The sequence below is a fragment of the Chitinophaga pinensis DSM 2588 genome (genome assembly GCF_000024005.1).
Taxonomy (GTDB): Bacteria; Bacteroidota; Bacteroidia; order Chitinophagales; family Chitinophagaceae; genus Chitinophaga; species Chitinophaga pinensis.
Window position 1 is genome coordinate 7,773,894 of the sequence record NC_013132.1, and the last position, 23,088, is coordinate 7,796,981.

The 23,088-nt window shown below is 46.8% G+C and carries 13 protein-coding genes; 8 read left to right on the forward strand and 5 right to left on the reverse strand.

Features of this window, described 5'->3' with window-relative positions:
* Positions 1-88 precede the first annotated feature (88 nt).
* On the reverse strand, positions 89-4,282 hold the full coding sequence (locus CPIN_RS30485; RefSeq protein ID WP_012793738.1) for a two-component regulator propeller domain-containing protein: 4,194 nt from the start codon (positions 4,280-4,282) through the stop codon (positions 89-91).
* A 118-nt stretch (positions 4,283-4,400) separates the two neighbouring features.
* On the opposite strand from CPIN_RS30485, the gene CPIN_RS30490 reads away from it, so the two are divergent.
* The 6 genes from CPIN_RS30490 to galB all read left to right on the forward strand — a co-directional run bounded on the left by CPIN_RS30490 (position 4,401) and on the right by galB (position 16,370).
* Positions 4,401-7,334, forward strand: coding sequence for a SusC/RagA family TonB-linked outer membrane protein (locus CPIN_RS30490; protein ID WP_012793739.1), 2,934 nt, complete (start codon positions 4,401-4,403; stop codon positions 7,332-7,334).
* 17 nt (positions 7,335-7,351) lie between these two features.
* The gene (locus CPIN_RS30495; protein ID WP_012793740.1) at positions 7,352-8,944 is read left to right on the forward strand and encodes a RagB/SusD family nutrient uptake outer membrane protein; all 1,593 of its coding nucleotides are present in this window, start codon (positions 7,352-7,354) and stop codon (positions 8,942-8,944) included.
* 24 nt (positions 8,945-8,968) lie between these two features.
* Positions 8,969-10,027: a SusE domain-containing protein gene (locus CPIN_RS37205; RefSeq protein WP_012793741.1), complete on the forward strand. Its 1,059-nt coding sequence runs from the start codon at positions 8,969-8,971 to the stop codon at positions 10,025-10,027.
* A 14-nt stretch (positions 10,028-10,041) separates the two neighbouring features.
* Entirely contained in the window at positions 10,042-11,070 is a 1,029-nt protein-coding gene (locus CPIN_RS30505) for a glycoside hydrolase family 53 protein (protein WP_012793742.1), read from the forward strand.
* A gap of 320 nt (positions 11,071-11,390) precedes the next feature.
* Positions 11,391-13,925 carry a cellulase family glycosylhydrolase gene (locus tag CPIN_RS30510; protein WP_012793743.1) on the forward strand — a complete coding sequence of 845 codons (2,535 nt, stop codon included), beginning with the start codon at positions 11,391-11,393 and terminating at the stop codon, positions 13,923-13,925.
* Between the two features lie 3 nt (positions 13,926-13,928).
* Positions 13,929-16,370 carry a beta-galactosidase GalB gene (gene galB, locus CPIN_RS30515; protein ID WP_012793744.1) on the forward strand — a complete coding sequence of 814 codons (2,442 nt, stop codon included), beginning with the start codon at positions 13,929-13,931 and terminating at the stop codon, positions 16,368-16,370.
* 47 nt (positions 16,371-16,417) lie between these two features.
* On the opposite strand, the gene CPIN_RS37210 is transcribed toward galB, so the two are convergent.
* Positions 16,418-17,542: a YncE family protein gene (locus tag CPIN_RS37210; RefSeq protein WP_012793745.1), complete on the reverse strand. Its 1,125-nt coding sequence runs from the start codon at positions 17,540-17,542 to the stop codon at positions 16,418-16,420.
* 144 nt (positions 17,543-17,686) lie between these two features.
* Positions 17,687-19,531, reverse strand: coding sequence for a glycoside hydrolase family 2 protein (locus tag CPIN_RS30525; protein ID WP_012793746.1), 1,845 nt, complete (start codon positions 19,529-19,531; stop codon positions 17,687-17,689).
* 142 nt (positions 19,532-19,673) lie between these two features.
* On the opposite strand from CPIN_RS30525, the gene CPIN_RS30530 reads away from it, so the two are divergent.
* Positions 19,674-20,294, forward strand: coding sequence for a hypothetical protein (locus CPIN_RS30530; RefSeq protein WP_012793747.1), 621 nt, complete (start codon positions 19,674-19,676; stop codon positions 20,292-20,294).
* Positions 20,295-20,347: 53 nt separating this feature from the next.
* Here CPIN_RS30530 and CPIN_RS30535 read toward each other — a convergent pair whose 3' ends face one another.
* Positions 20,348-21,106: a nuclear transport factor 2 family protein gene (locus tag CPIN_RS30535; RefSeq protein WP_012793748.1), complete on the reverse strand. Its 759-nt coding sequence runs from the start codon at positions 21,104-21,106 to the stop codon at positions 20,348-20,350.
* A gap of 108 nt (positions 21,107-21,214) precedes the next feature.
* On the opposite strand from CPIN_RS30535, the gene CPIN_RS30540 reads away from it, so the two are divergent.
* Complete coding sequence (locus CPIN_RS30540) at positions 21,215-22,075, forward strand: serine hydrolase (RefSeq protein ID WP_012793749.1); 861 nt, start codon at positions 21,215-21,217, stop codon at positions 22,073-22,075.
* Positions 22,076-22,276: 201 nt separating this feature from the next.
* Here the strand turns inward: CPIN_RS30540 and CPIN_RS30545 are convergent, their stop codons facing one another.
* Entirely contained in the window at positions 22,277-23,086 is an 810-nt protein-coding gene (locus CPIN_RS30545; RefSeq protein WP_012793750.1) for a helix-turn-helix domain-containing protein, read from the reverse strand.
* Positions 23,087-23,088: the final 2 nt, after the last annotated feature.

Genomic DNA, 23,088 nt, shown 5'->3' on the forward strand with positions numbered 1-23,088 from the left:
AAGCTACATTAAAACCACCAACAACATAATTATCAATCAGTTATCCTTAAATACACGTCTCCGGAGTAATACTTTTTTAACCATCTGCTTACTGCTTCAGTTCCTGTAAAAACTGCGTCGGCGTCTTCCCGAATTCCTTCTTAAACGCTTTCGTGAAATAAGACTGCGTCTGTATCCCTATCCGTAAAATCACCTCCGACAGTGGTACATCCTCATGCGACATGATATACGCTGCTTTCTTTAAACGAATGGTACGTACGAAATCACCGGTGGACTGTCCCGTCAGCTGCTTGATCTTCTGATACAGGTTCGTTTTACTCATCCCCATACTACTGCACAGCACACTGATATCAAAATCCGGATCCATCAGATGCTCCTCTATCTTTTCCAGCAGTGTATCCATGAACTCTTTATCCTTTGTGGATGTCACCAGTTCTTTCGCTTCATAATAATAATCCTTCAGGAATCTTTCCCTTGCCTTCCGGCGTTGTTCCAGCGTATTCCTGATCGTGATCAGTAACAACTCAATACTCAAAGGTTTGCCAAAATAAAAATCAGCTCCCGAAGCGGCTCCTTCAATATTGGAAGACAATGCCGTCTTAGCTGTCAGCATGATAAACGGAATATGACTCGTCTCCAGGTTATCCTTTACCAGCTTACAAAAAGCAATACCGTCCAGTACCGGCATCATCACATCACTGATGATAATATCCGGCATCTCTGCCTTTGCTTTTTCAAAACCCATTTGTCCGTCGGACGCCTCTATAATACGATACGTCGGCAACAATGCCCCCTTCAAAAACTCCCGTAACTCACTGTTATCATCCACCACGAGTATCGTGGCCAATGATGCCTGCGAATGACCAGTGTCCTCCTCCACTTCACTTACACCATTCTCCACCGGCTGCGTCAACGTATATCGTTGATTGGAGATCAGACTTTCCAGTTGCCGTGCTGTCTTTGCCGGATCTCCCATCCATCGCTCTCCCTCCGCATAATCTTCCTTCTGATAAGGGATCGATATGATAAACTCCGTCCCCTGCTTCCGCTCACTGTATACGTGTATACTGCCCTTATGCAGGAAAGTGAGACTCTTCACAAATGCCAGTCCGATACCCGAACCCAGGTGATTTTCATTCACCCTGAAATATCTTTCAAACAAATGCTCGATCGATTCTTTCGAAATACCGATACCATTATCCACCACCCTGATATGCAGGTAAGCATCTGTCTTATACTCATTTTGCACCGCCAGTTCATGCGGAAAGGAAGGCTTTATCTCTTCCAGCGAACTACGCATTTCCAGGGTAATCACTCCGCCCGCAGGCGTATATTTAAATGCATTACTCAGCAGATTGTAAATGATCTTCTCCAGTACCTGATTATCAAACCAGGCTTCTTCTGGTGGTTGCACCGTATTTACGGTAAACCGGATCTGCTTTTCAACCGCCCATTCCCTGAACTCCTCCGCGATCTCTTCCAGGAATAAAGCCGGATTAGCCGGCATCACTTTCAACTGCAGTACACCTGACTCTACTTTCCTGAAATCCATCACCTCATTCACCAGGTCCAGCAAACGATACGCATTCTTCTGCATCAGTTTGAAATAATGCAGCTGACCATTGTCTTTTGCATCTCTGATCATCTTCTCCAAGGGACCCAGTATCAATGTCAGCGGTGTACGGAACTCATGGGATATATTCGTAAAGAATTGCAGTTTCAACTGGTGTACTTCTTCCTTTTTCTTCTCGCTGATCTTCTTTAATTCAGACGCTCTTCTGAAAGCCAGGATCCGGTATACTGCATACAGAATGGCAGCAGAAAGCAGTAAGATGAACCACCAGGTTCTCCAGAACGGCGGTTCAATCACCACCACCACAGACGTACCTTTTTCATTCCATACGCCATCACTATTCGAAGCTTTTACATGAAACACATAGGTACCAGGATTCAGATTTGTATAAGCGGCCTTGCGCTCATTCCCCACATAATTCCAGTCCTTATCCCAACCATCAAGTTTATATGCATACTGGTTATTGCCGGGAGCGGTATAATCCAATGTGGCGAAGCTGAACGAAAAAGAAGACTGCCGGTAGTCAAACCTGATCTTATCCGTCACACTCACATCCTGTAACAATGGCGAACCCTTCATACCAGGTAACATGCGCTGATTAGCGACCTGCAAATCGGTCAGATAAACTGGCGGCAGATAATTATTCGTGCGAATCTCCCCCGGGTAGAATGCGTTAAAACCGTTGATGCCGCCAAATAACATCAGACCGTCCTTTGTCTGCAGATAGGCATTCGCTTCAAATTCCAACCCCTGTAACCCATCTCCCGTATTATACTGTTTATATTGATGCTGATCCGGATGATAACAGGTGATACCATTCGAAGTAGAGATCCAGAAATTACCCGCCTTATCTTCTGTCATACCTTTGATAAAGGCTGTCCCTAATCCGGCTTCATTTGTATACAAGGCGAAACTATCTGCCGTCTCATTATACAGGTACAATCCTGATTGTCCGGCCCACAACCTTCCCTGGGAGTCCGTAAACAACACCCGCAGATCCGGCTTTTTCTCTCCTGCAATAAAATACCAGGATATCTTTCCGCTCGCGGGATCATAACAATTCAATCCACCATCATCTGTTCCGATCCAGATCCGCCCTTTTTTATCTTCTGTCATGGACACTGCATTATTACCAGACAGACGGGTATTCCCCGTCCCGGTAAAACGGGTGAACTGCTGACGATTACGATCATAGATACTCACCCCGCCATAATAAGTAGCTATCCACAACTGGCCCCTGCTATCTTCCAGTACCTTCTGTACATAATTGGAAGGAATACTCTGCGGGTCAGCCGGATTATTAACAAATCGGGTAAAGCTCTCCGTGCCGGGGTGATACAGGTTCAGGCCTCCGCCCCAGGTACCTACCCAGAGATTGCCCGTCCGGTCTTCCGTAATACTCAGCACCTCATTCGATCCGATCGTGTTCTTATTAAAAGCGTCATATTGATAATGCCGGAAGGTCTGGCTGTTGCGATCCATCAGATTCAGTCCGCCGCCATCAGTTCCTATCCAGATCCTCCCCTTCCCATCCTCACAAAAAGCCTTCACGTCATTGTAACTCAGACTATTCTGTTTCACCTGCTGCTGGTAGAGCCTGAACTTCTCTGCACCTGGCACATATATATTGATACCCCCCCGGTGCGTGCCTATCCATATAATTCCCTGTTTGTCTTCAAAGAGCGCAGACACGGTACGTTGTGACAAACTCCGGGGATATTCCGGTTCATTCTGATAATGATAGAAGGAATTACTTTCCGGGTTCAGCAGGTTCAATCCGCCGTTAACGCCTCCTATCCAGATGTTCCCCTGACGGTCGGGAAGGATCGCCCGGATCTGGTTAGTGGATATACTGCCTTGTTCCTGTTCCCGGTGACTATACAGCTGGTAGGTACCACTATCAGGATGATAACAGAGGAGACCATCTTCTTCCGTGCCTAACCATAGATTGTCCTGATGATCATTCCGGATGGTCCGGATAGCCTGCCTTCTCCCATTATAAGGAGACGCTTCGATCAATTGATACCTTGTACGGTCAAACTCTACCAATCCCATCCCCGTTGCCAGCCAGAAACGGCCTTTGGCATCTTCACAGAAGGCATTCACCCGATCGTCAGAAAACTGCCCTGATTCACCTCCGCTATGTCTGAAACTGGAAAAGGTACCCGACTCCCGTTTATACAAATTCAGTCCTCCGCCATAGGTACCAATCCATAAACGGCGTTGCGCGTCTTCATAAATACAGGTCACCTGGTTATTGCTCAACACCCCCTGCCCCCCTGGCCGGGTGCGAAAACGGGTAAAACTGTTCTTCCCGGCATCAAACCGGTTCAGACCATTCTGGGTACCGACCCAGATGACGCCTTCTCTGTCTTCATAGATACACCTGATATAATTATCACTGATACTGGTACTGTCTGCAGCATTATATCGATACACAACGATCTGATAACCATCATATTTATTTAGACCGTCCCTGGTACCAAACCACATAAAGCCCCGGCTATCCTGGAAAATCGTCTCAATCGTACTATTTGACAGTCCCTGTTCATTGGTCAGGTGACGAAAATGAAGGACCGGTGCCTGGGAAAATACCGGCGCAACAGACAACAATAAGACGCCCAGTAAGGCACAGCGAAAGAACGCTGCGTAACGTGTCAGGCAATGAGCAGAAAAGCGGAAATACGCCCGGGATAAAGCGTGGAACATACACACAGCGTCAAAATTAGATCAATAGAACCAAAAAAATGTCAGATAGAATAACAGCCCCGAGGCCATCTATTTTACTTTGCAAACCTAAAATACGGCCAAAATAAAAAATGCCACGATGAAAATTACAAAAAGGGGATTCCACGGTATCATCTATCTTATTGTTGCCTTGTTAGCCGGACTGTCAGCATCAGCCCAGCAAACTGTCAGGGGGATACTCCGGTCTGCCACCGGAGAAGCTATTCCGGGAGCAACTATTGCAGTAAAAAAAGCAGGCACCGTCGCCATTGCCGATTCGGCTGGCCATTTTTCCATCAAAGCACTGACAGGCGATACCCTTGTCGTAAGCTTTGTAGGTTTTAAAAGGCAGGAAATCAGGGTACCTTCCGCCGGCTCCTTAAACATCATTCTCCAGGAGTCCGTATCAACGCTCAGCGACGTCGTCGTGATCGGATACGGTACCCGGGCACAGAAAGACCTGACCGGCTCCATCGCTACCGTCAGTTCGAAGGACTTCCAGCAGGGCGCCATCACTACCCCCGATCAACTGGTAACCGGTAAAGTCGCCGGCGTAGTCATTACGCCCAACAGCGGCGCGCCGGGTGCAGGTGGTACTATCCGTATCAGAGGGGGTACCTCCCTTAATGCGAGTAATAACCCGCTGATTGTGGTAGACGGGGTACCGCTGACCAGCGAAGGGGTCTCTGGCGTCGCCAACCCACTCAGTCTGATCAACCCGAACGATATTGAGTCGTTTAACATCCTCAAAGACGCCTCCGCTACCGCCATCTATGGTAACAGAGCCTCCAACGGGGTGATCATCATTACGACCAAAAGCGGCTCTTCCGGCAAACTGAAAGTCACTTTCAATACCGTCCTGTCCGAATCCATCAGAAGAAACGAAATCGGCGTCCTGAACGGCGACGAATTCCGTCACCTGATCGCCCAAAAGGGTAACGACGAAGAAAAAGCACTTGTAGGCACCGCCAACACCGACTGGCAGGACCAGATCTTTCAGAAAGCCTTTGGAGGGGACTATAACCTCGGGCTCTCCGGTGGTATCAAAAAACTGCCCTATCGACTGTCCATCGGTCATACCTACCAGGATGGTATCCTGAAAACCAGCAACATCAAACGGACTTCCGCTTCCCTGAACCTGAATCCATCTTTCTTCGACAACACCTTAAAGGTCACTATCAACCTGAAAGGCGTTTACCAGAAATCCCGGTTTGCCAATGAAGGTGCTATCGGGGCAGCCATCGGATTCGATCCTACCCAGCCGGTATATGCCAGCAATAAGTATGGTAATTTCTTCGAATGGCTGAACGCTTCTACCGGTATTCCTATCGAACTGGCCACCAAAAACCCACTGGGTCAGCTATTGTTGAATTCCAGCCTCAGCGATGTATACAGAAGCATCGGCAATATCAAAGTGGACTATAAACTACCTTTCCTGCCTGCGCTGACAGCCACCGCCAATGCCGGCTATGATATCTCTAAAACGGAAGGAAACGGCTTTGTACCGGCTTATGCCGCCCTCTCCTACCAGCGGGGTGGTTCCATGACGGAATACTCCCAACGGAGAAAAGACAAACTCTTTGATTTCTATCTGACCTATAACAAGGAACTGAAAGAACTGGCCAGTAAGTTTGATGTCACTGCCGGTTACTCCTACCAGGATTTCTTCAGAGGTAGCCCTGCCTACCCGGTAAGAAACGCCAACGGTGATGTGATCAATATTCCTGTGGCAGATTCCAGCCGCAATACACTGGTCTCTTTCTTCGCCCGCGCTAACTATAGCTTACTGGATCGCTACCTGCTGACAGCCTCCTTCCGACGGGATGGTTCTTCCCGTTTCGGTCCAGCCAATCACTGGGGTGACTTTTCCTCCATCGCACTGGCCTGGCGGATTAAAGAGGAAAGCTTCCTGAAAAACGCCCATCTCTTCTCCGACCTGAAAGTACGTGTAGGTTACGGTGTCACCGGTAATCAGGATATCGGTCTGGCATATCCTTTCCTGCCCATTTATACCCAGGGAGCTAATAATGTACAATATCCTTTCGGCAACGGTGCTTACTACACCTACCGTGCAGAAGCCTATGACCCGAATATCAGATGGGAACAGACTGCCGCCTGGAATGCTGGTCTGGACTATGGCTTCCTGAACAACAGGATAACTGGTACCCTCGATTTCTATTATAAAAAGACCAAAGACCTGCTGGCTGATATTCCTACCGCTGCCGGTGCGAATCTCAGTAACCACGTGCTGACCAACGTCGGTAATATTGAAAGTAAAGGTGTTGAACTCGCTATCAATGCCACCATCATCGAAAAGCAGCGACTGAACTGGAAAGCCGGTTTCAATATCAGCTACAACCAGAACAAAATCCTGAAACTGTCCAATGTCTCCGATTCCAGCTCTGAAGGTATCCTCACAGGCGGTATCTCCGGCGGTACAGGCAACAGTATCCAGATCAACACCGTTGGCTATTCACCACAAACCTTCTATGTCTATAAACAGGTGTATGGCCCCGATGGCCGTCCGGTAGAAGGCGTCTATGAGAAACCCGGCGAAGGCAGCAACATGTTCTACAGATATAAATCAGCGAACCCTAAACTGACCATGGGCTTTACCTCCCAGTTCAATTACGATCACTGGGACCTCTCCTTCGTATTACGCAGTAACATCGGCAACTATGTATACAACAACATCCGCTCTGCCGGTGGTGCTTACAATAGTATAAGGACATCCATGGGCTACATGGGTAACGTAAACAGGGACTATCTGAATGCGGGTTTCAGCAACAGCCAGTATTCATCCGACTACTATGTGGAAAACGCTTCTTTCCTGCGGATGGACAATTTATCCCTGGGTTACAACTTCGGAAAGATCCTGCGGAATACAGCTTCTCTGCGTGTAAATGCCATCGTGCAGAATGTATTTGTCGTTACAAAATACAGCGGACTCGATCCGGAGATCTTCAGTGGTATTGACAACAATCCTTATCCAAAACCACGCATCTATTCTCTCGGTATCAACATCGCTTATTAACCTTGAAAAGAAGGAACATGACTATCAAATCACTATCAATCATAACCGCCTGTGCCGCTATTATGGCGACCACAGCCTCCTGTACCAAAGACCTGAACCGGTTGCCTTATGTACAGGAAACATCTGAAACTGTATATAAAGATCCTGTAAAGATCAAAGGCGTACTGGCAAAACTATATGGCAGTCTTTGTCTCAGCGGACAACACTACGAAGACAACAGTCTTTCCGATATCGTTACTGACAATACCGGCACCAACGTGTTTCTGCGTAACTACTGGCAATTGCAGGAACTCACTACTGACGAAGCAGTCATCGGCTGGAATGACGGCGACCTGCTGAGTTTTCACAACCTGAACTTTACACCTGATGGTAAATATGTAAAAGTGCTTTACGACCGTATCTTCTTCGGTGTCGCTGCCTGCAATGAATTCCTGCGGCAGACCACAGAAGAGAAAATGAGCAGTTTTCCTGCGGATGTAGCAGCCGATATACAAGAATACCGCAACGAAGCACGCTTCCTGCGTGCCTTCTATTACTGGACAGCGATCGACATGTATGGCAAAGTTCCCTTCGTCACAGAAGCCGATCCTGTAGGCGCATTCCAACCAAAACAGATCTCAAGAGCAGAACTGTTCACTTACCTGGAAACAGAATTAAAAGCGCTGGAAACACTCCTGCCTGAGCCACGCACCAATGAATACGGTCGCGTAGACAAAGGCGCTGCCTGGATGCTGCTCGCCAAACTTTATCTCAATGCAAAAGTATATACCGGCACAGAGAAGAACAGCGAGACAATCACTTACTGTAACAAACTGATGACGAATAGTCCGTATTCACTTGCACCAGACTATTCCCAATTATTCAAAACAGACAACGATAAAACAACTGAGATCATCTTCCCGATCCTGGCTGATGGTGTGACTTCACAGTCTTATGGTAATACCACCTTTATCGTATTAGGTTCTATCGGTGGTGCTATGAATGTAGCCGACTATGGCGTATCTACCGCCTGGGGCGGTATGCGAACGACAAGAGCTATTGTAGACCTCTTCCCTGATCCTTTTGGTACGGTAGATAAACGCGCCATGTTTTATGCCACCGGACAAAACCTCGACATCAGCGATATCGCCAGTTTCAATGACGGCTATGCAGTGCCGAAGTTTAAAAACATCAGCTCTACCGGTCAACCGGGATCCGATCCTACCAGGAGATTCACAGATACCGACTTTCCGATGTTCCGTTTAGGAGATGCTTACCTGATGTATGCAGAAGCAGTGGTGCGCGGCGGCAGTGGCGGCTCTGTCGCAGAAGCCGTAAACTATGTCAACCTGTTACGTCGCAGAGCATACGGCAATAACAACGGTGATATCAGCGCAACACAACTCACCCTGGATTTCATACTCGCAGAAAGAGGCAGAGAACTGTATTGGGAAGCAAAAAGAAGGACTGACCTGGTGCGCTTTGCCAGACTCACCAGCGGCAGCTATCTATGGCCTTTCAAAGGAGGTGTTGCCGCAGGTACGGGTGTACAGGACAAGTACAATGTGTTCCCGATTCCCACGACAGACAGGATCGCCAATCCTAACCTTGTCCAGAATGATGGCTATTAATACATCCACCTGTAAAATGATTGTATGAAAAGAATCTTTGCTTATCTCTTACTCACCCTCCTTTTTACTGCCTGTAAAAAGGACGAAATAAAATCAGTGTACACGCTTCCGGCAGGCACACCTTCATTCACCAGCACCATTACATCTGTCGTACTGGATAGTACACACCGTGACGATATAGCGGTTCACTTCGCATGGTCCGCACTTAGTTACGGCATCCGTGCTGACGTCACTTATTCGCTTGAATTTGACACCAGCAACTCCATGAGCCATGCGGTTACATTTGTAATGAATGCAGATACCGCTAAACATTACACTGTCGCAGAACTGAATGCCATCGCATTACAAACAGGACTGGAAGGTAATAGGGCTGCGCCGCTCTATGTACGCATGAAAGGGGAAGTCCGTCAGAATGGTACGGCTACCAATCCATCCACGATTCCGGTTACTTACTCCGCTATTCTGGCCATCACCGTCACCGCTTATGCACCGGGTAATGTAGCCCTCCTGTGGGTACCCGGAGAATACCAGGGCTGGAATGCAGCCACCGCTCCTACCATCGCAGATGCAGGCGGTAAAGGAGCTTATGAAGGCTATATCTATTTCCCGGACAATGCCAGTGGCAATTACACCTTCAAGATCACAACGTCGCCCAACTGGAACGATCCGGCATGGGGTTATGAAAGCACAACCAAGATGGTAAAAGGTGGTGGTAATCTCTACACCCCTGGCAAAGGTTATTTCCTGGTAAAAGCCAATGTCAATTCCAGGGACTGGAGCACAACACTTACTACCTGGTCGCTCGTAGGAGATGCAGTTGCCAGTGACTGGGAAACAGATATTCCCATGACATTCGACGCTGCCTCCGGCACATGGATCGCCAACTCAGTAGCGATCAAAGGCGCCGGTGGATTCAAGTTCAGGGCCAATAAAGGTTGGACGCTCAACTACGGTCCGACCGACGGTAAACTGGTACAGGATGGTGGTAATATCTCTGCACCCGGCGGTGTGGCAGGCAATTACAAAGTAGTCCTGAACCTGAGTCAGGCGGGCAACTACACCTATACGCTCACGAAGTTATAAATCAAACACCGGACATGAAAAAACTGATAATAGCAACTAGCCTGCTCTTAGCGGCAGCAATGGGTTGCAAAAAATATGAAATGCCGGGCAATACGCCAGCTACCAATCCTATCCTGGAGAAAATGGTACGCGGCGCAGACGTTAGCTGGCTTACAGAAATGGAAGCCGCAGGTATGAAATTTTACGATACTACCGGCAAACAAACCGACGGCATGCAGTTGATGAAAAACGTCAACATGAACGCTATCCGTCTGCGCATATGGGTCAATCCTTCCGGTGGGTACAATAACCTCGCTGATGTATTAGCCAAAGCAGCACGCGCACATGCACTCGGTATGCAATTACTGATAGATTTCCACTACAGCGATTCATGGGCGGATCCCGGGCAACAAACCACTCCTGCGGCCTGGAGCAACCAGGATATCACAGCACTGCAAACATCCGTCTATAACCATACACATGAAGTACTGACCGCCCTGAAAGCAAAAGGTATCATCCCTGTATGGGTGCAGGTCGGCAACGAAACCAACAATGGTATGTTATGGCCTCTAGGCAAGGCATCCGAACACATGGATAACTTTGCCCTGCTGATCAACGCCGGTTATAAAGCCGTAAAGGAAATCGACAGCCATATCAAAGTCATTGTTCATCTTTCAAACGGATATGACAACGGACTCTATAAATGGATGTTCGACGGCCTCACAGCCAATAAAGCCAACTTCGACATTATTGGTATGTCTCTTTACCCTGCTACGGTAGAATGGCAGACGCCTAATCAGCAATGCGAAGCCAACATGCGCGATATGGTATCCCGTTACAACAAAGAGATCATGCTCTGCGAAATAGGGATGCCCGCCACATCACCGGTTGCCACCAATTACTTTATCCGTGACCTTTACACAAGAATCCATAACTTACCGGATGGCAAAGGCCTCGGACTCTTCTATTGGGAACCACAGGCATATAACAGATGGCAGAACTACCTGCTCGGCGCATTTGACAATACCGGCAAGCCTACATTCGCGATAGACGCCTTCAGATAATTAACAATTAAGAATTAAGAGTTAAGAATTGGGGGTTCCAATAAAAACAATCTGCCTTTTATAGGACTTTACAAATATGTGATCATTGGTAGTATTAGGACCAGATGTACGATTCTTAATTCTTAATTCTTAATTCTTAATTCTTAATTCTTAATTCTTAATTCTTAATTCTTAATTCTTAATTCTTAATTCTTAATTCTTAATTCTTAATTCTTAATTCTTAATTCTTAATTCTTAATTCTTAATTCTTAATTCTTAATTCTTAATTCTTAATTCTTAATTCTTAATTCCTAATTCCTAATTCCACTCAATTTAGGATAATGAAAAAAACGACCCTTTTACTACTAACACTCCTACTCACCTGTCAGGCCCTGGCCCAGCAACCGCTGGTCTATGTGGACAAAACCGGCGTATTACGTTATACAAAAGACCAGAAAGAAGCTGTTTTCTTCGGCGTGAATTACACAGCGCCCTTCGCATATGGATACCGTTCACACAAAGCAGTAGCCGCCGATCTGAAAAAGGCAATAGATGATGATGTTTATCACCTTGCCCGCCTGGGCGTAGATGCTTTCCGTGTGCATGTCTGGGACACAGAAATCACAGACGCACAAGGCAATCTGCTCACAAATGACCACCTTGATCTCTTTGACTATCTCATCAGCAAACTGAAAGAAAGAAAGATCAAAATACTGCTGACGCCTATTGCCTTTTGGGGAAACGGTTATCCGGAGAAAGATGAAAATACCGGCAGTTTCTCTTACCGCTATGGTAAGGAAAAAGCACTGGTGAATGATACTGCAATCCGTGCACAGGAGAATTATGTAAAACAGTTCTTCGTACATGTCAACCCTTATACCGGCTTGACCTATAAGAACGATCCTGATATCATTGCAACAGAGATTAACAATGAACCGCATCACAGCGGGCCACAGGAAGGCGCCACAAATTATGTCAACAGACTCGCAGTCGCTATCAGAACCACCGGCTGGAAAAAACCTGTCTTCTACAATATCAGTGAGTCGCCTTACTATGCCGCCGCCGTTGCAAAAGCCAATATCGATGGTGTAAGTTTTCAATGGTACCCGACAGGACTGGTGGCTAACCGTACCTTACAGGGTAACCTGCTGCCGAATGTCGATCATTACAGCATCCCCTTCGACACCATTCCGGCCTTTCACAACAAAGCCAGAATGGTGTATGAATTTGACGCGGGAGATGTACTGCAACCTGTCATGTACCCCGCCATGGCCCGCAGTTTCAGAACTGCCGGCTTTCAATGGGCCACACAATTTGCGTATGACCCGATGGCGACGGCTTATGCCAATACAGAATACCAGACACATTACCTCAATATGATCTATACGCCCGAAAAGGCGATCAGTCTACTGATAGCGGGCAAGGTATTTCATCAGTTGCCGCGTAATAAAAACTATGGTACCTATCCGGCGGATACCCTCTTCGGTTCCACACGACTGAGTTATGCACAACAACTCAGCGAGTGGAACACTAAGACGGAGTTTTATTACACCAGTCACACCAACACCGCCCCGCTTAACAGCACCGCACTGGAACATCTTGCCGGTACCGGTAATTCTTCTGTTGTACAATACAGCGGCACAGGCGCGTATTTCCTCGACAAAATAGCAGCAGGTAACTGGCGACTGGAAATCATGCCCGACGTCATTCCCCTGAGCGATCCTTTTGAAAAAGCATCGCTGGCAAAAGAAGTACGCCGGGTACAATGGAATAACCAATCCATCAGTATCAACCTGCCCGACCTGGGCGAAGCATTCAGCATCACACCAGTCAATACAGGTAATCATCACCAGCCACAGGTATCAGGTAACTCCTGCACAGTATATCCTGGTACTTATCTGCTGACCAGCAAAGGAACAACCGCAGCAGCAACCAACAGTACTGTCAATGGCATCATCGCTTTACAGGAATTTGCCGCTCCGCAACCGGTACGTACCACACTGGCAGTCTTCCACCAGCCACTGACGGAAATATCAGCGGATCAACCGGCAACTGTCACCGCTACCATTACGGGTATCGATGCCAATGCGAAGGTATGGCTGGAAGGGAATCGTCTCGGCGGACAGTGGTTCAAAGCTGATATGCATCCAACAGGTGTAGCTGCTTATTCGGCCACACTCTCTCCCGAAATACTGCAACCTGGATTGCTGCAATACAGACTGGTCATACAACAAGGCGATCATTACACCAGCTTCCCCGGCCAGCATGAAGGTGATCCTCACGCATGGGATAACTACCAGCGCGATACCTGGCAGACTTTTGTCGCAGCGCCTAATACCGCTCTGTCACTACTCAATGTGACTGACAACAAAGATCTCATCACCATTCCTGCCTACACACAAGATGCTTATACGGCAGGCAGTAGCTCCGGTCAACTGGCACTCCGCATCGCAGGACAAGGAAAGGGCTCAGATACCATCACCGGTGTTAGCAGAGCAGTCGACGTACATATCAAAGACAGGGCATCCGAACTGAAAGCCTATAATACCATCGTGATCCGTGCTAGGGTACAGGGAGTCGCAAATACCCAAGCCCGGATAGCACTGGTCACGGCTGATGCCAGCGCTTTTGCGACTACGTTCCCACTCAAAGATGCATACAGCGACATCGAAGTTCCCTTGCGTAGTTTATCTGCGGATAAGGCTTTATTACTGCCAAGGCCTTACCCCGGCTTTATGCCCTTATGGTTTAAAGCAGCAGCGGACAAGGCTTTCGATATCCCACAGCTCGACAAAATAGAACTCACCAACATACCCACTGCGGACACCACACCATATACCATAGAAGTAGAATCCGTCTGGTTAAAAGTTAAATAGCGTATGAACAAGTGTAAAATAGCATTACTGGCAATGGTACTCATGAGTGTAAAAGGGATGTCCCAGGCACGTCAGGAATACCTATTGGAGAAGAACTGGAAGTTTGCCAAAGGCGAGCATCCGCAGGCCTTAAATGAGGCGTTTAATGATAAAAGCTGGGAGACAGTCCGCATACCGCACGATTGGGCTATAAAAGGCCCGTTTGACGGCAATAACGATTTACAAAAAGTACAGATCGTACAGAACGGTGAACAGGAAGCAACAATGAAGGCAGGCCGTACAGGTGGTCTGCCGTTCATTGGCGCGGGCTGGTACCGTTTGTCCTTCTCCGTCCCGGAATTCCGCGCAGGCAAAAAGGCGGTCCTTCTTTTTGACGGCGCCATGAGCAACGCAGTAGTATATGTTAATGGTAAAAAAGTGGGTAACTGGCCCTATGGCTATAACTCCTTCTCTTTTGACATTACCTCCTTCCTGCATACAAAAGCGCAGAACACACTCGCCGTACGGCTGGAAAACTTCGAACAGGCTTCCCGCTGGTATCCCGGCGCAGGACTGTACCGCAACGTACACCTGATCGTCACCAACGATACGCACGTGCCTGTCTGGGGTACTTATCTCACCACCCCGACAATCACACAGGAAAATGCAGCAGTACAACTCCTGACCACCATCGACAGAAGTAATAAACAATCTACACTCAGCGTAAAGACCCGTCTGCTCGATGCTGCCGGTAAAGTGGTAGCTACTGCCGTTACGCCTTTAAAAGCAGACAGCAGCACCGTCACACAGCAATTCTCCATAGCGCATCCCGTACTATGGTCTCCGGAGACCCCCGTCATGTACAAAGCCGTCACACAGGTATATGAAGGAACACAGCTAAAAGACCAATATGAGACGCCCTTCGGTATCCGTACCATCGAATACAAGGCCGGTAAAGGTTTCTTGCTGAATGGTCAGCCGAGAAAGTTCAGGGGCGTTTGCAATCACCATGACCTCGGTCCGCTAGGCGCTGCTATCAACACCGCCGCTTTACGCAGACAGATCCGCCTGCTCAAAGATATGGGCTGCGACGCGATCCGTACATCGCACAACATGCCCGCACCAGAACTCGTAACACTTTGTGATGAAATGGGCATCATGCTGATGGTAGAGTCTTTTGACGAATGGAAAGCACCAAAAGTGAAGAATGGTTACAGCTTTTATTTCGATGATTGGGTCGAAAAGGATTTACTGAATATGCTGCATCACTACCGGAATAATCCTTCCAATATCATGTGGAGCATCGGCAATGAAGTACCTGATCAAAGCTCCGCCAATGGGAAAGACATCGCACGCCGCCTGCAGGACATCTGTCACCGCGAAGACCCTACCCGTCCGGTAACGGCAGGTATGGACCGTTTTGACGATGCTATCAATAAAGGCTTCGCCGCTGTACTCGATATACCGGGCTTTAATTACAAACCTGCCCGTTATCCGGAAGCCCACAGTAAACTCCCACAGGGTTTTCTCATGGGTTCAGAAACGGCGTCTACCGTAAGTTCCAGGGGGATTTATAAATTCCCGGTGGGTTTCTACAAAGGAAAAATGTACGATGACAACCAATGTTCATCCTATGACTTCGAAGTCTGCTCCTGGTCACAGGTGCCTGATGACGAATTCGTACAACAGGAAGACCTCGGCTACACCATGGGTGAATTCGTATGGACCGGTTTCGACTATCTCGGCGAACCTACCCCCTATGATTCCAAATGGCCTTCGCACAGCTCCTATTTCGGCATCTTCGACCTGGCAGGTATTCCAAAAGACCGTTTCTACCTGTATAGAAGTCACTGGAACAAACAACAACCCACTTTACACCTCCTGCCTCACTGGACATGGCCAGGCAGAGAAGGACAGGTCACACCTGTATTCTGCTATACCAGTTATCCTTCAGCAGAACTCTTTGTCAATGGGAAAAGCATGGGAAAATTAAGCAAAGACACTTCCACGCACCAAAGCCGCTACCGCCTGATGTGGAATGACGTGGTCTATCAGCCAGGTACCATCCGTGTAGTGGCTTATGATAATACCGGTAAAGCCGTTGCAGAAGACAGCGTATCGACAGCCGGCACACCACATCATATCCAGCTGGAAGCGGACAATAACGTGTTAACCGCCGATGGGAAAGACCTGTCTTATATTACAGCTAGTGTAGTAGATGCAAAAGGGAATCTTTGTCCTGCCGCCACAAACTTATTGCAGTTTGAAATAACAGGTGCAGGTAGCTTTAAAGCAGTTGCCAATGGCGATCCTACCTGCCTGGAAGCCTTTCATTTACCGCAGATGAAAGCATTTAGTGGTAAACTCGTATTTATTGTTCAATCGGGAGAAAAAACAGGCGTTGTAAAAGCGCTTGTAAAATCAGATGGCTTGCAATCTGCCAGTTGTACAATACATGTTAAATAAAAGGAAAAGGCCGCTCTCTGAGGAAGCGGCCTTTTCCTTTATATCACTCATTTATACATAAAGAGCATATCCGTCGGATACCTGTGTGTCTGATACCAGAACAACATGTTACCACTGTGGTCGTAATAGTAAAACTTCGTATAATCCCATACACTGTTTTCCTGTGAATCCAGGATAGCAAAATCACCATTGGTCCTGTTCACTTCTATTCTGACAGGCGTATACCGCATATCCGGAGGCTTAGTATAACTAACAGCCTGCCATCCACCGGAAACAGTATTATATATCCTCAGCGGCTGAAATGCGTTTATTACCCACAAAGAATCCCCCCGGGTGGCCATACCATCTATAGCTGCACCATACCCCAGATCGGTGACAATATTTGTCGTTGGATTAATGCTGATAAGACCTGCAGGTGGCTGTACAGGACCATAGTAATCAGCCGTCAGATGAACATACACATTGCCGTCATTACCGGTTTTCGCCTTTATCGGCTGATTCAGGAATTTCAGGGTTGTATCTAAGGTAAAAGACGGTATGTCTATCACCGGCAGCCTGAAAGTATCTTCCGGCTCGTAATCACCATGCAGAACGTTCACATAAAGGCTGTTACCACTGACAGCCATGTCCATCTGTTCACCTCCAGTAAATAAACTACCATCAATAGTCAGGGAACTCGTGTCAATTCGCCGCACAAAGCCGTCAGCACAGGAAATAAATACTTTACCCGCAGCAGACGCTATGTATGAAGGACCAACATAAGGAGCATCTCCATCGGGAAAAGGAATACGTGCCTGCGAAACAAGTGTGACCGCATCCAGCACCTCTACTGCACGTGCATATGTAACAGTAACATAGATTTTGCTGCCATAACGCTCCATATCAGTCGGGTAAGGGCCGATATTATACCCGTTTGCAGAGAAAAAACGATCCGGATCATAAGTGCCGGTGTTAAAATCATAATAACCAATCGACCCACCGGGGACTTGCTCCTGGTCCATACTGAGCACATATATGCCATTCAGACCAACAGAATCAGCGGAAGGATTTTGATTAATACCCAGCGTGTTTTTCCTTAATAAAGAGGAAGGCTCAACCTGCGGTTTATCACACGCATAGAATGAACATAACAACATAACAAAGCTGACGTACAGAAAGCTGGCTTTTTTCATAGCAACTATATTTGAGGGTTTTAAATGACAAGGGGAAAACAAATCAGGGTTAATATATGCTACACGGTTTCTCTGCTAAATGTAATAAAAAAACCGCCTCAGTTACCCGAGGCGGCCCTAATTTATTTCCCTACCGGACTGATCTTATTTCGCCAGTGCCGGATTATACAACTTCGTATTCGCTTCTTTCATCTTATCCACCGGGAACTTATCCACTTTACGGTCATAAGTCATAAAACCATTGATCTCACCTTCCACATCGGTTGTCTGTGTATATACCGCCGCAGATAAACCTAACGGGATCAGCTGCGAGATCCTTTGCGTAAATTCATTATAACGTTTGAACATATCATCAGAGGTCTTGAATGACTGATAGCCCCAGTTCTTGTTTTGCTGCCAGGTATGTCCTTCTACCGGTAAACCTAATCCGCCAAACTCTCCCAATACCAGGATCTGTTTTTCGCCAAACAGCTCCGGACTTGGCATCGCTGGATGCGGATAATTATGCAGATCCAGGATATGACCAGTGATGTAGAAGTTACCACCACTCGCGCTGTTCACCAGTCTGGATGGATCTTTCTTCATAGTCCACTCTGTGATCTCAACCGTTTTGAACTGACCCCATGCTTCGTTGAATGGAATCCATACTACGATACTCGGATAGTTGTGCAAAGCGTCCATGATGGCATTCCACTCTTTACGGTAATAGCCTTCTGATGCAGCGCTACGGTCTTTGTCCGTCTGATGATCATAGATACCCGGACGGTTTTCCCATCCATTACCTCTGTCACCGCTTGGCATATCCTGCCATAACAGGATACCTGCTTTATCGCAATAGGTATAATATGTTGCCGGCTCCACTTTAATGTGTTTTCGGATCATATTAAAGCCCATTTTTTTCAGCTGATCGATGTCGTATACCATTGCCTCATATGTAGGCGGCGTATACAGACCGTCAGGCCACCAGCCCTGATCCAGTGGACCATACTGGAACAAGAACTCATTATTCAGCATCATACGCTGTACGCCTTTCGCATCTTTCGCCATGGAAATCTTACGCATCGCGAAATAGCTCTTGATTTCATCTACTGGTTTATTATTGCGCAGCAGCGTTACTTTCAGGTTGTACAGATACGGATTGGAAGGAGACCATAATTTCTCGTTGGACATCGTAATAACCGCCGCATCTTTTGCACCCGCCTCCTGCTGGGCAATCACCTTATCGCCTTCCAGCACTTCAATTTTCAGCTTATCGCCATCCTGCACATTCTGTACATCCGCAGACAGTGTAAGGGTGTGTTTATCCACATCAGGCGTTTGTTTGGTAGAGGCGATGTATGTCTTCGGAACCGCTTCCAGCCATACCGTTTGCCAGATACCTGTTACAGGTGTATACCAGATACCTTCTGGCTTTACGACCTGTTTACCCGCGGGCTGCGGACCGTCATCTGTCGGGTCCCACACGCGTACTGTCACTTCCTGTTTACCACCTTTCTTCAGGAAAGAAGTAATGTTAAAGCTGAAAGGATCATAACCACCTTCGTGTTTACCTACGCTGGCGCCATTCACAAAAACCTCTGTTTGCCAGTCCACAGCACCGAAATGCAGCAGTACTTCCTTGTTCTTCATAGAAGCAGGAATACTGATAGTGGTTTTATACCACAACAAACTGTCTTTTCCAACATTGCGGCCTACGCCTGACAATGCTGACTCCACAGCAAAAGGAACAAGGATGCTTCCATCATAAGTAGATGGTTGCGGTTGAGACTTACCTGTAATTGCATAACTCCAGAGACCATTGAGATTTTGCCAGTTATTACTTCTAACCAGCATCGGACGTGGATACTCGGGCAAAGGTGCTTTAGGATCTACCTTCTCAGCCCATTGGGTTACAATTCTGTCTTTGATCAGATGCCACTGTTGCTGCTGGGCATTTGCTGCCGTAGCGAGACACACAGACGACAGCAGACAGGATACTAGTTTTTTCATACATGATAGATTGTAGAGGCTAAATTTAATCAAATGTTTTAAAAAGTACTAGTCACTGATGCACAGGCAGTTCTATTTAAACTCTATTAACAATTCACATTTCTCCTGATATTACCGTACTTTGATGTAAATACCTACCCCTATGCGCAGATTCCTTTTCCACGTAACCCTGCTCCTCTTATGTGTTGTCCGGATATCAGCCCAACAGCCTTCTCCGGAAGATTATAAAGTATATACAGCAGTATTCATAGAAGATGTAGAAGAACGTAAGGACAAGATCAGTAGTGTAACTATAATAAAGAAACTGGAAACGGATATCGATGATACATGGCTGATAGACATGCTTAAAGATGGTCAGCAAGACCAACTAGGGCCCAATCTTATAATGCCCGGTAATGAAAAACTAACAGTGCCTATTGATACAGCCTACTGGAACCTTGTTCTTTTATTTCACAATACACATCGCCAGGGAAAGCTATCAGCACAGGAATTTCATATCAAAGAAAAAATTGATCTCGCCAACAGTCTTCCCATACGGCCTAACCATATAGACAAAGACTGGAAACACTATTACGATGCACATCCTCTCTCCGCAGGCATTTACGCTTTTTCAGACGTATATTATTCTGCCGATGGAAAAACAGCTGTTGTTTATCATTCCATACACTGCCATGGTCTTTGCGGACATGGTCATATCACTGTACTGGAAAAAAAAGAACATGACTGGAAAATAAAGTTCGCAGTAAGACTATGGTCTATTTAAAATAAAAAGGGAGGCCCCTTACATACTGGTAGCCTCCCTGCTATTGTGTATTTTTATTTTATCTTCGGCAACACCTCCGCCACCACACCGTTTTCCTTCACCGTCAACTTCCGTTCCTTCTCAAACTCAAACACCAGGTCACGGTCTTTATCAAAGAAAACATCCTCTTTCTCCGCATACAGCCGATATACCTTGTCTTTAATCGTCATCACCAATGCACCTTTCTCTATTGTAATCTGTAACATACCTACATTCGGTCCCTGGTACGTTCCCACATATGCCGACAATACCTTTTCAGGCAATACAATTTCTTTCCGTTTATTCTGATAAGTAGCAGGACCATGATCATAACTCAATAAATTCTTCATCTTCCATAGGCCATCTCCTTTTAACCAGAGATGCGTAAAGGAGGCATGTCCATCCAGTTGCGGCCCTTTTCCTGATTCCAGAATATAAAACACATGTTCACCGGTTAATACGGCCCCATAAATCGCGTTATCTTTCCTCAGCGGAAATACTTTATAAGAGCCGGGTACCGGCTCTCTTTTAAGATGCCAGTTACGGTTACTACACAGATTCTTACTGAATGATCTGACAAGCGCAGGCAACCCGATAGTCGGTCCTCCCTTATCATGATAAAATTCTACATCCGCAGTAAAAAATGAGCCCATAGCGCTGGTATCGCAACGATTGTACGCATCCCAGAACAGGCTATCCTGCCGGATGATCAGCACAGATAATTCGGCATCCGTCTGTTGGGCCGATAGCATATTACAACAGAGTAAAAGCAAAAACGTGAGAATTGTCTTCATGGTTCGGGGTATATTTTATACTGTACAAAATAACACAATGCCGCCGCTTTACCAATATGCTGAAAATCTCGCCGCCGTTTTTTATCTTGGTAAAAACGCCTGCTTATCATGAAACGATACCTGCTTTTCTTCCTGCTGCTGCCAGCGCTAACATTTGCACAACAGGACCGTAAACTGGAAAAAGGACTAAGAGCAATCATTACCGGCTTCCAGGGCGATGTAGGCATTTATGTCAGAAACCTGAAAACAGGACGGTATGTGGATATCAACGCCGACACCATCTTCCCTACCGCCAGTATCGTAAAGGTCCCTATCCTGGTTGGTGTATTTGATAAGATAGAAAAAGGGGAACTCTCCTACCATCAGCCGCTGATGTATCGTGATTCCATTAAATACGGTGGCTCCGGATTAATGCAATTCTTCAAAGACAGCACGGAGACTGACCTGAGCGTATTAGTCGCCTTAATGATGGCCTACAGCGATAACACCACCTCTCTCTGGAATCAGGCATTGGCAGGGGGCGGACAGCGCATCAATGAACTCATGGCCCAATATGGACTCAATAATACCCGCGTAAATTCTCGTACGCCTGGCCGGGAAGCGATAAGAAATGTATATGGCTGGGGAATGACCACACCACGCGAAATGTCAGAACTGCTTGTCAAGATCCGCAAGGGAGAAGTGATCAGTGAGAATGCCTCTTCCCGGATGTACAGACTGATGACACACGGTTATTATGATGAAGTGGGACTGTCGCAGATCCCTCCTTATACACAAGCCGCCCACAAATCAGGCTCCGTGGATGCATCCAGATCAGAAGTTATCCTGGTCAATGCCCCGCACGGTGAATATGTGTTCTATGTTGGTACTAAAAACAACAAAGACCAACGCTGGACCAATGAAAACGAAGCAGAAAACCTGATCAGAAAAGTCTCAGCTTATCTCTGGGATTACTACGAACATCACTAAAGTCTCCATATGTCCAATACTGTTAATGTTTTGCCCTCCTTCTTTTTCGAAATGCGGGTTACGGCTATTCCCAGACCAAAGAACACCTTAAATCCATGTTGATTTATTACTACACTAACATGCAGTCAATTATTTGTAAACAAAATAGCTCCCTTATTGTAACAAGGGAGCTATATCTGACAGAATCATTTACCAGCCGGATCAGTTCCAGTCAGTAGGTGATTTACCGAATTTCTTTTTGAAAGAATTTGAAAAATGCGCAAGACTCTCAAAGCCCAGATCCAGATAAATAGCAGACGGCTTCTTGCTCTTTTTTTCTATCAGGTGACGCGCCTCTGTCAATCGCTTATCCTGTAACCAATGCCTCGGCGCCATGCCAAATGCCGTCTTAAAATCCCGCTTGAAAGCAGCAAGACTTCTCCCGGTAAGCTCTGCAAACTTCGTAACCGGCACATTAAAGTAAAAGTTACTCAGCATGAACTTTTTCAGGTCAATCTTATGGGGTTCCGAAAAATCGAACAAAAGATCCCTAAGCGCCGGCATCGCATGTAAAAGCAATGCCACCGCCTCCTTTACCTTTAGAATCCCGATAGCAGGAGGAATATTTGCCTCCCGGTTACGCGCATAAGGTATCACTGATTCGAAATACCCCTTCAGGAAATCATTCACCGGCACAAGAACATTACGCGGACCGGTATAAGGTTGATCCACCGTTATCCTTTCTTCAAGGGCTGCTTTTCTCAGCAAATCCTCCTGCAGCGTGATGACAATCGTTTGATAGTTCTCACCTGGCAATGGCGTCTTTGTGATCTGACCCAGCTGATTCTTACCGATCAGCAGCATTTGCCCTTTTTGCAATAAAATTTTCTGCTGGGCTGTTTCCAGGGTAAACTGTCCGGATACCTGTAATACCAGCACATTATGCTCCAGAAACGCAACATCTTCCTTGCGCTGACTGGATAGATAAGAGTAAAATAATACCCCGGGAATAATGACGACTGGATTCTCCATGT

Bases quoted from the DNA above. Each gene is read 5' to 3' on its own strand.
- CPIN_RS30485 (WP_012793738.1), bottom strand. From the start codon at position 4,282: ATGTTCCACGCTTTATCCCGGGCGTATTTCCGCTTTTCTGCTCATTGC.
- CPIN_RS30490 (WP_012793739.1), top strand. From the start codon at position 4,401: ATGAAAATTACAAAAAGGGGATTCCACGGTATCATCTATCTTATTGTT.
- CPIN_RS30495 (WP_012793740.1), top strand. From the start codon at position 7,352: ATGACTATCAAATCACTATCAATCATAACCGCCTGTGCCGCTATTATG.
- CPIN_RS37205 (WP_012793741.1), top strand. From the start codon at position 8,969: ATGAAAAGAATCTTTGCTTATCTCTTACTCACCCTCCTTTTTACTGCC.
- CPIN_RS30505 (WP_012793742.1), top strand. From the start codon at position 10,042: ATGAAAAAACTGATAATAGCAACTAGCCTGCTCTTAGCGGCAGCAATG.
- CPIN_RS30510 (WP_012793743.1), top strand. From the start codon at position 11,391: ATGAAAAAAACGACCCTTTTACTACTAACACTCCTACTCACCTGTCAG.
- galB (WP_012793744.1), top strand. From the start codon at position 13,929: ATGAACAAGTGTAAAATAGCATTACTGGCAATGGTACTCATGAGTGTA.
- CPIN_RS37210 (WP_012793745.1), bottom strand. From the start codon at position 17,542: ATGAAAAAAGCCAGCTTTCTGTACGTCAGCTTTGTTATGTTGTTATGT.
- CPIN_RS30525 (WP_012793746.1), bottom strand. From the start codon at position 19,531: ATGAAAAAACTAGTATCCTGTCTGCTGTCGTCTGTGTGTCTCGCTACG.
- CPIN_RS30530 (WP_012793747.1), top strand. From the start codon at position 19,674: ATGCGCAGATTCCTTTTCCACGTAACCCTGCTCCTCTTATGTGTTGTC.
- CPIN_RS30535 (WP_012793748.1), bottom strand. From the start codon at position 21,106: ATGAAGACAATTCTCACGTTTTTGCTTTTACTCTGTTGTAATATGCTA.
- CPIN_RS30540 (WP_012793749.1), top strand. From the start codon at position 21,215: ATGAAACGATACCTGCTTTTCTTCCTGCTGCTGCCAGCGCTAACATTT.
- CPIN_RS30545 (WP_012793750.1), bottom strand. From the start codon at position 23,086: ATGGAGAATCCAGTCGTCATTATTCCCGGGGTATTATTTTACTCTTAT.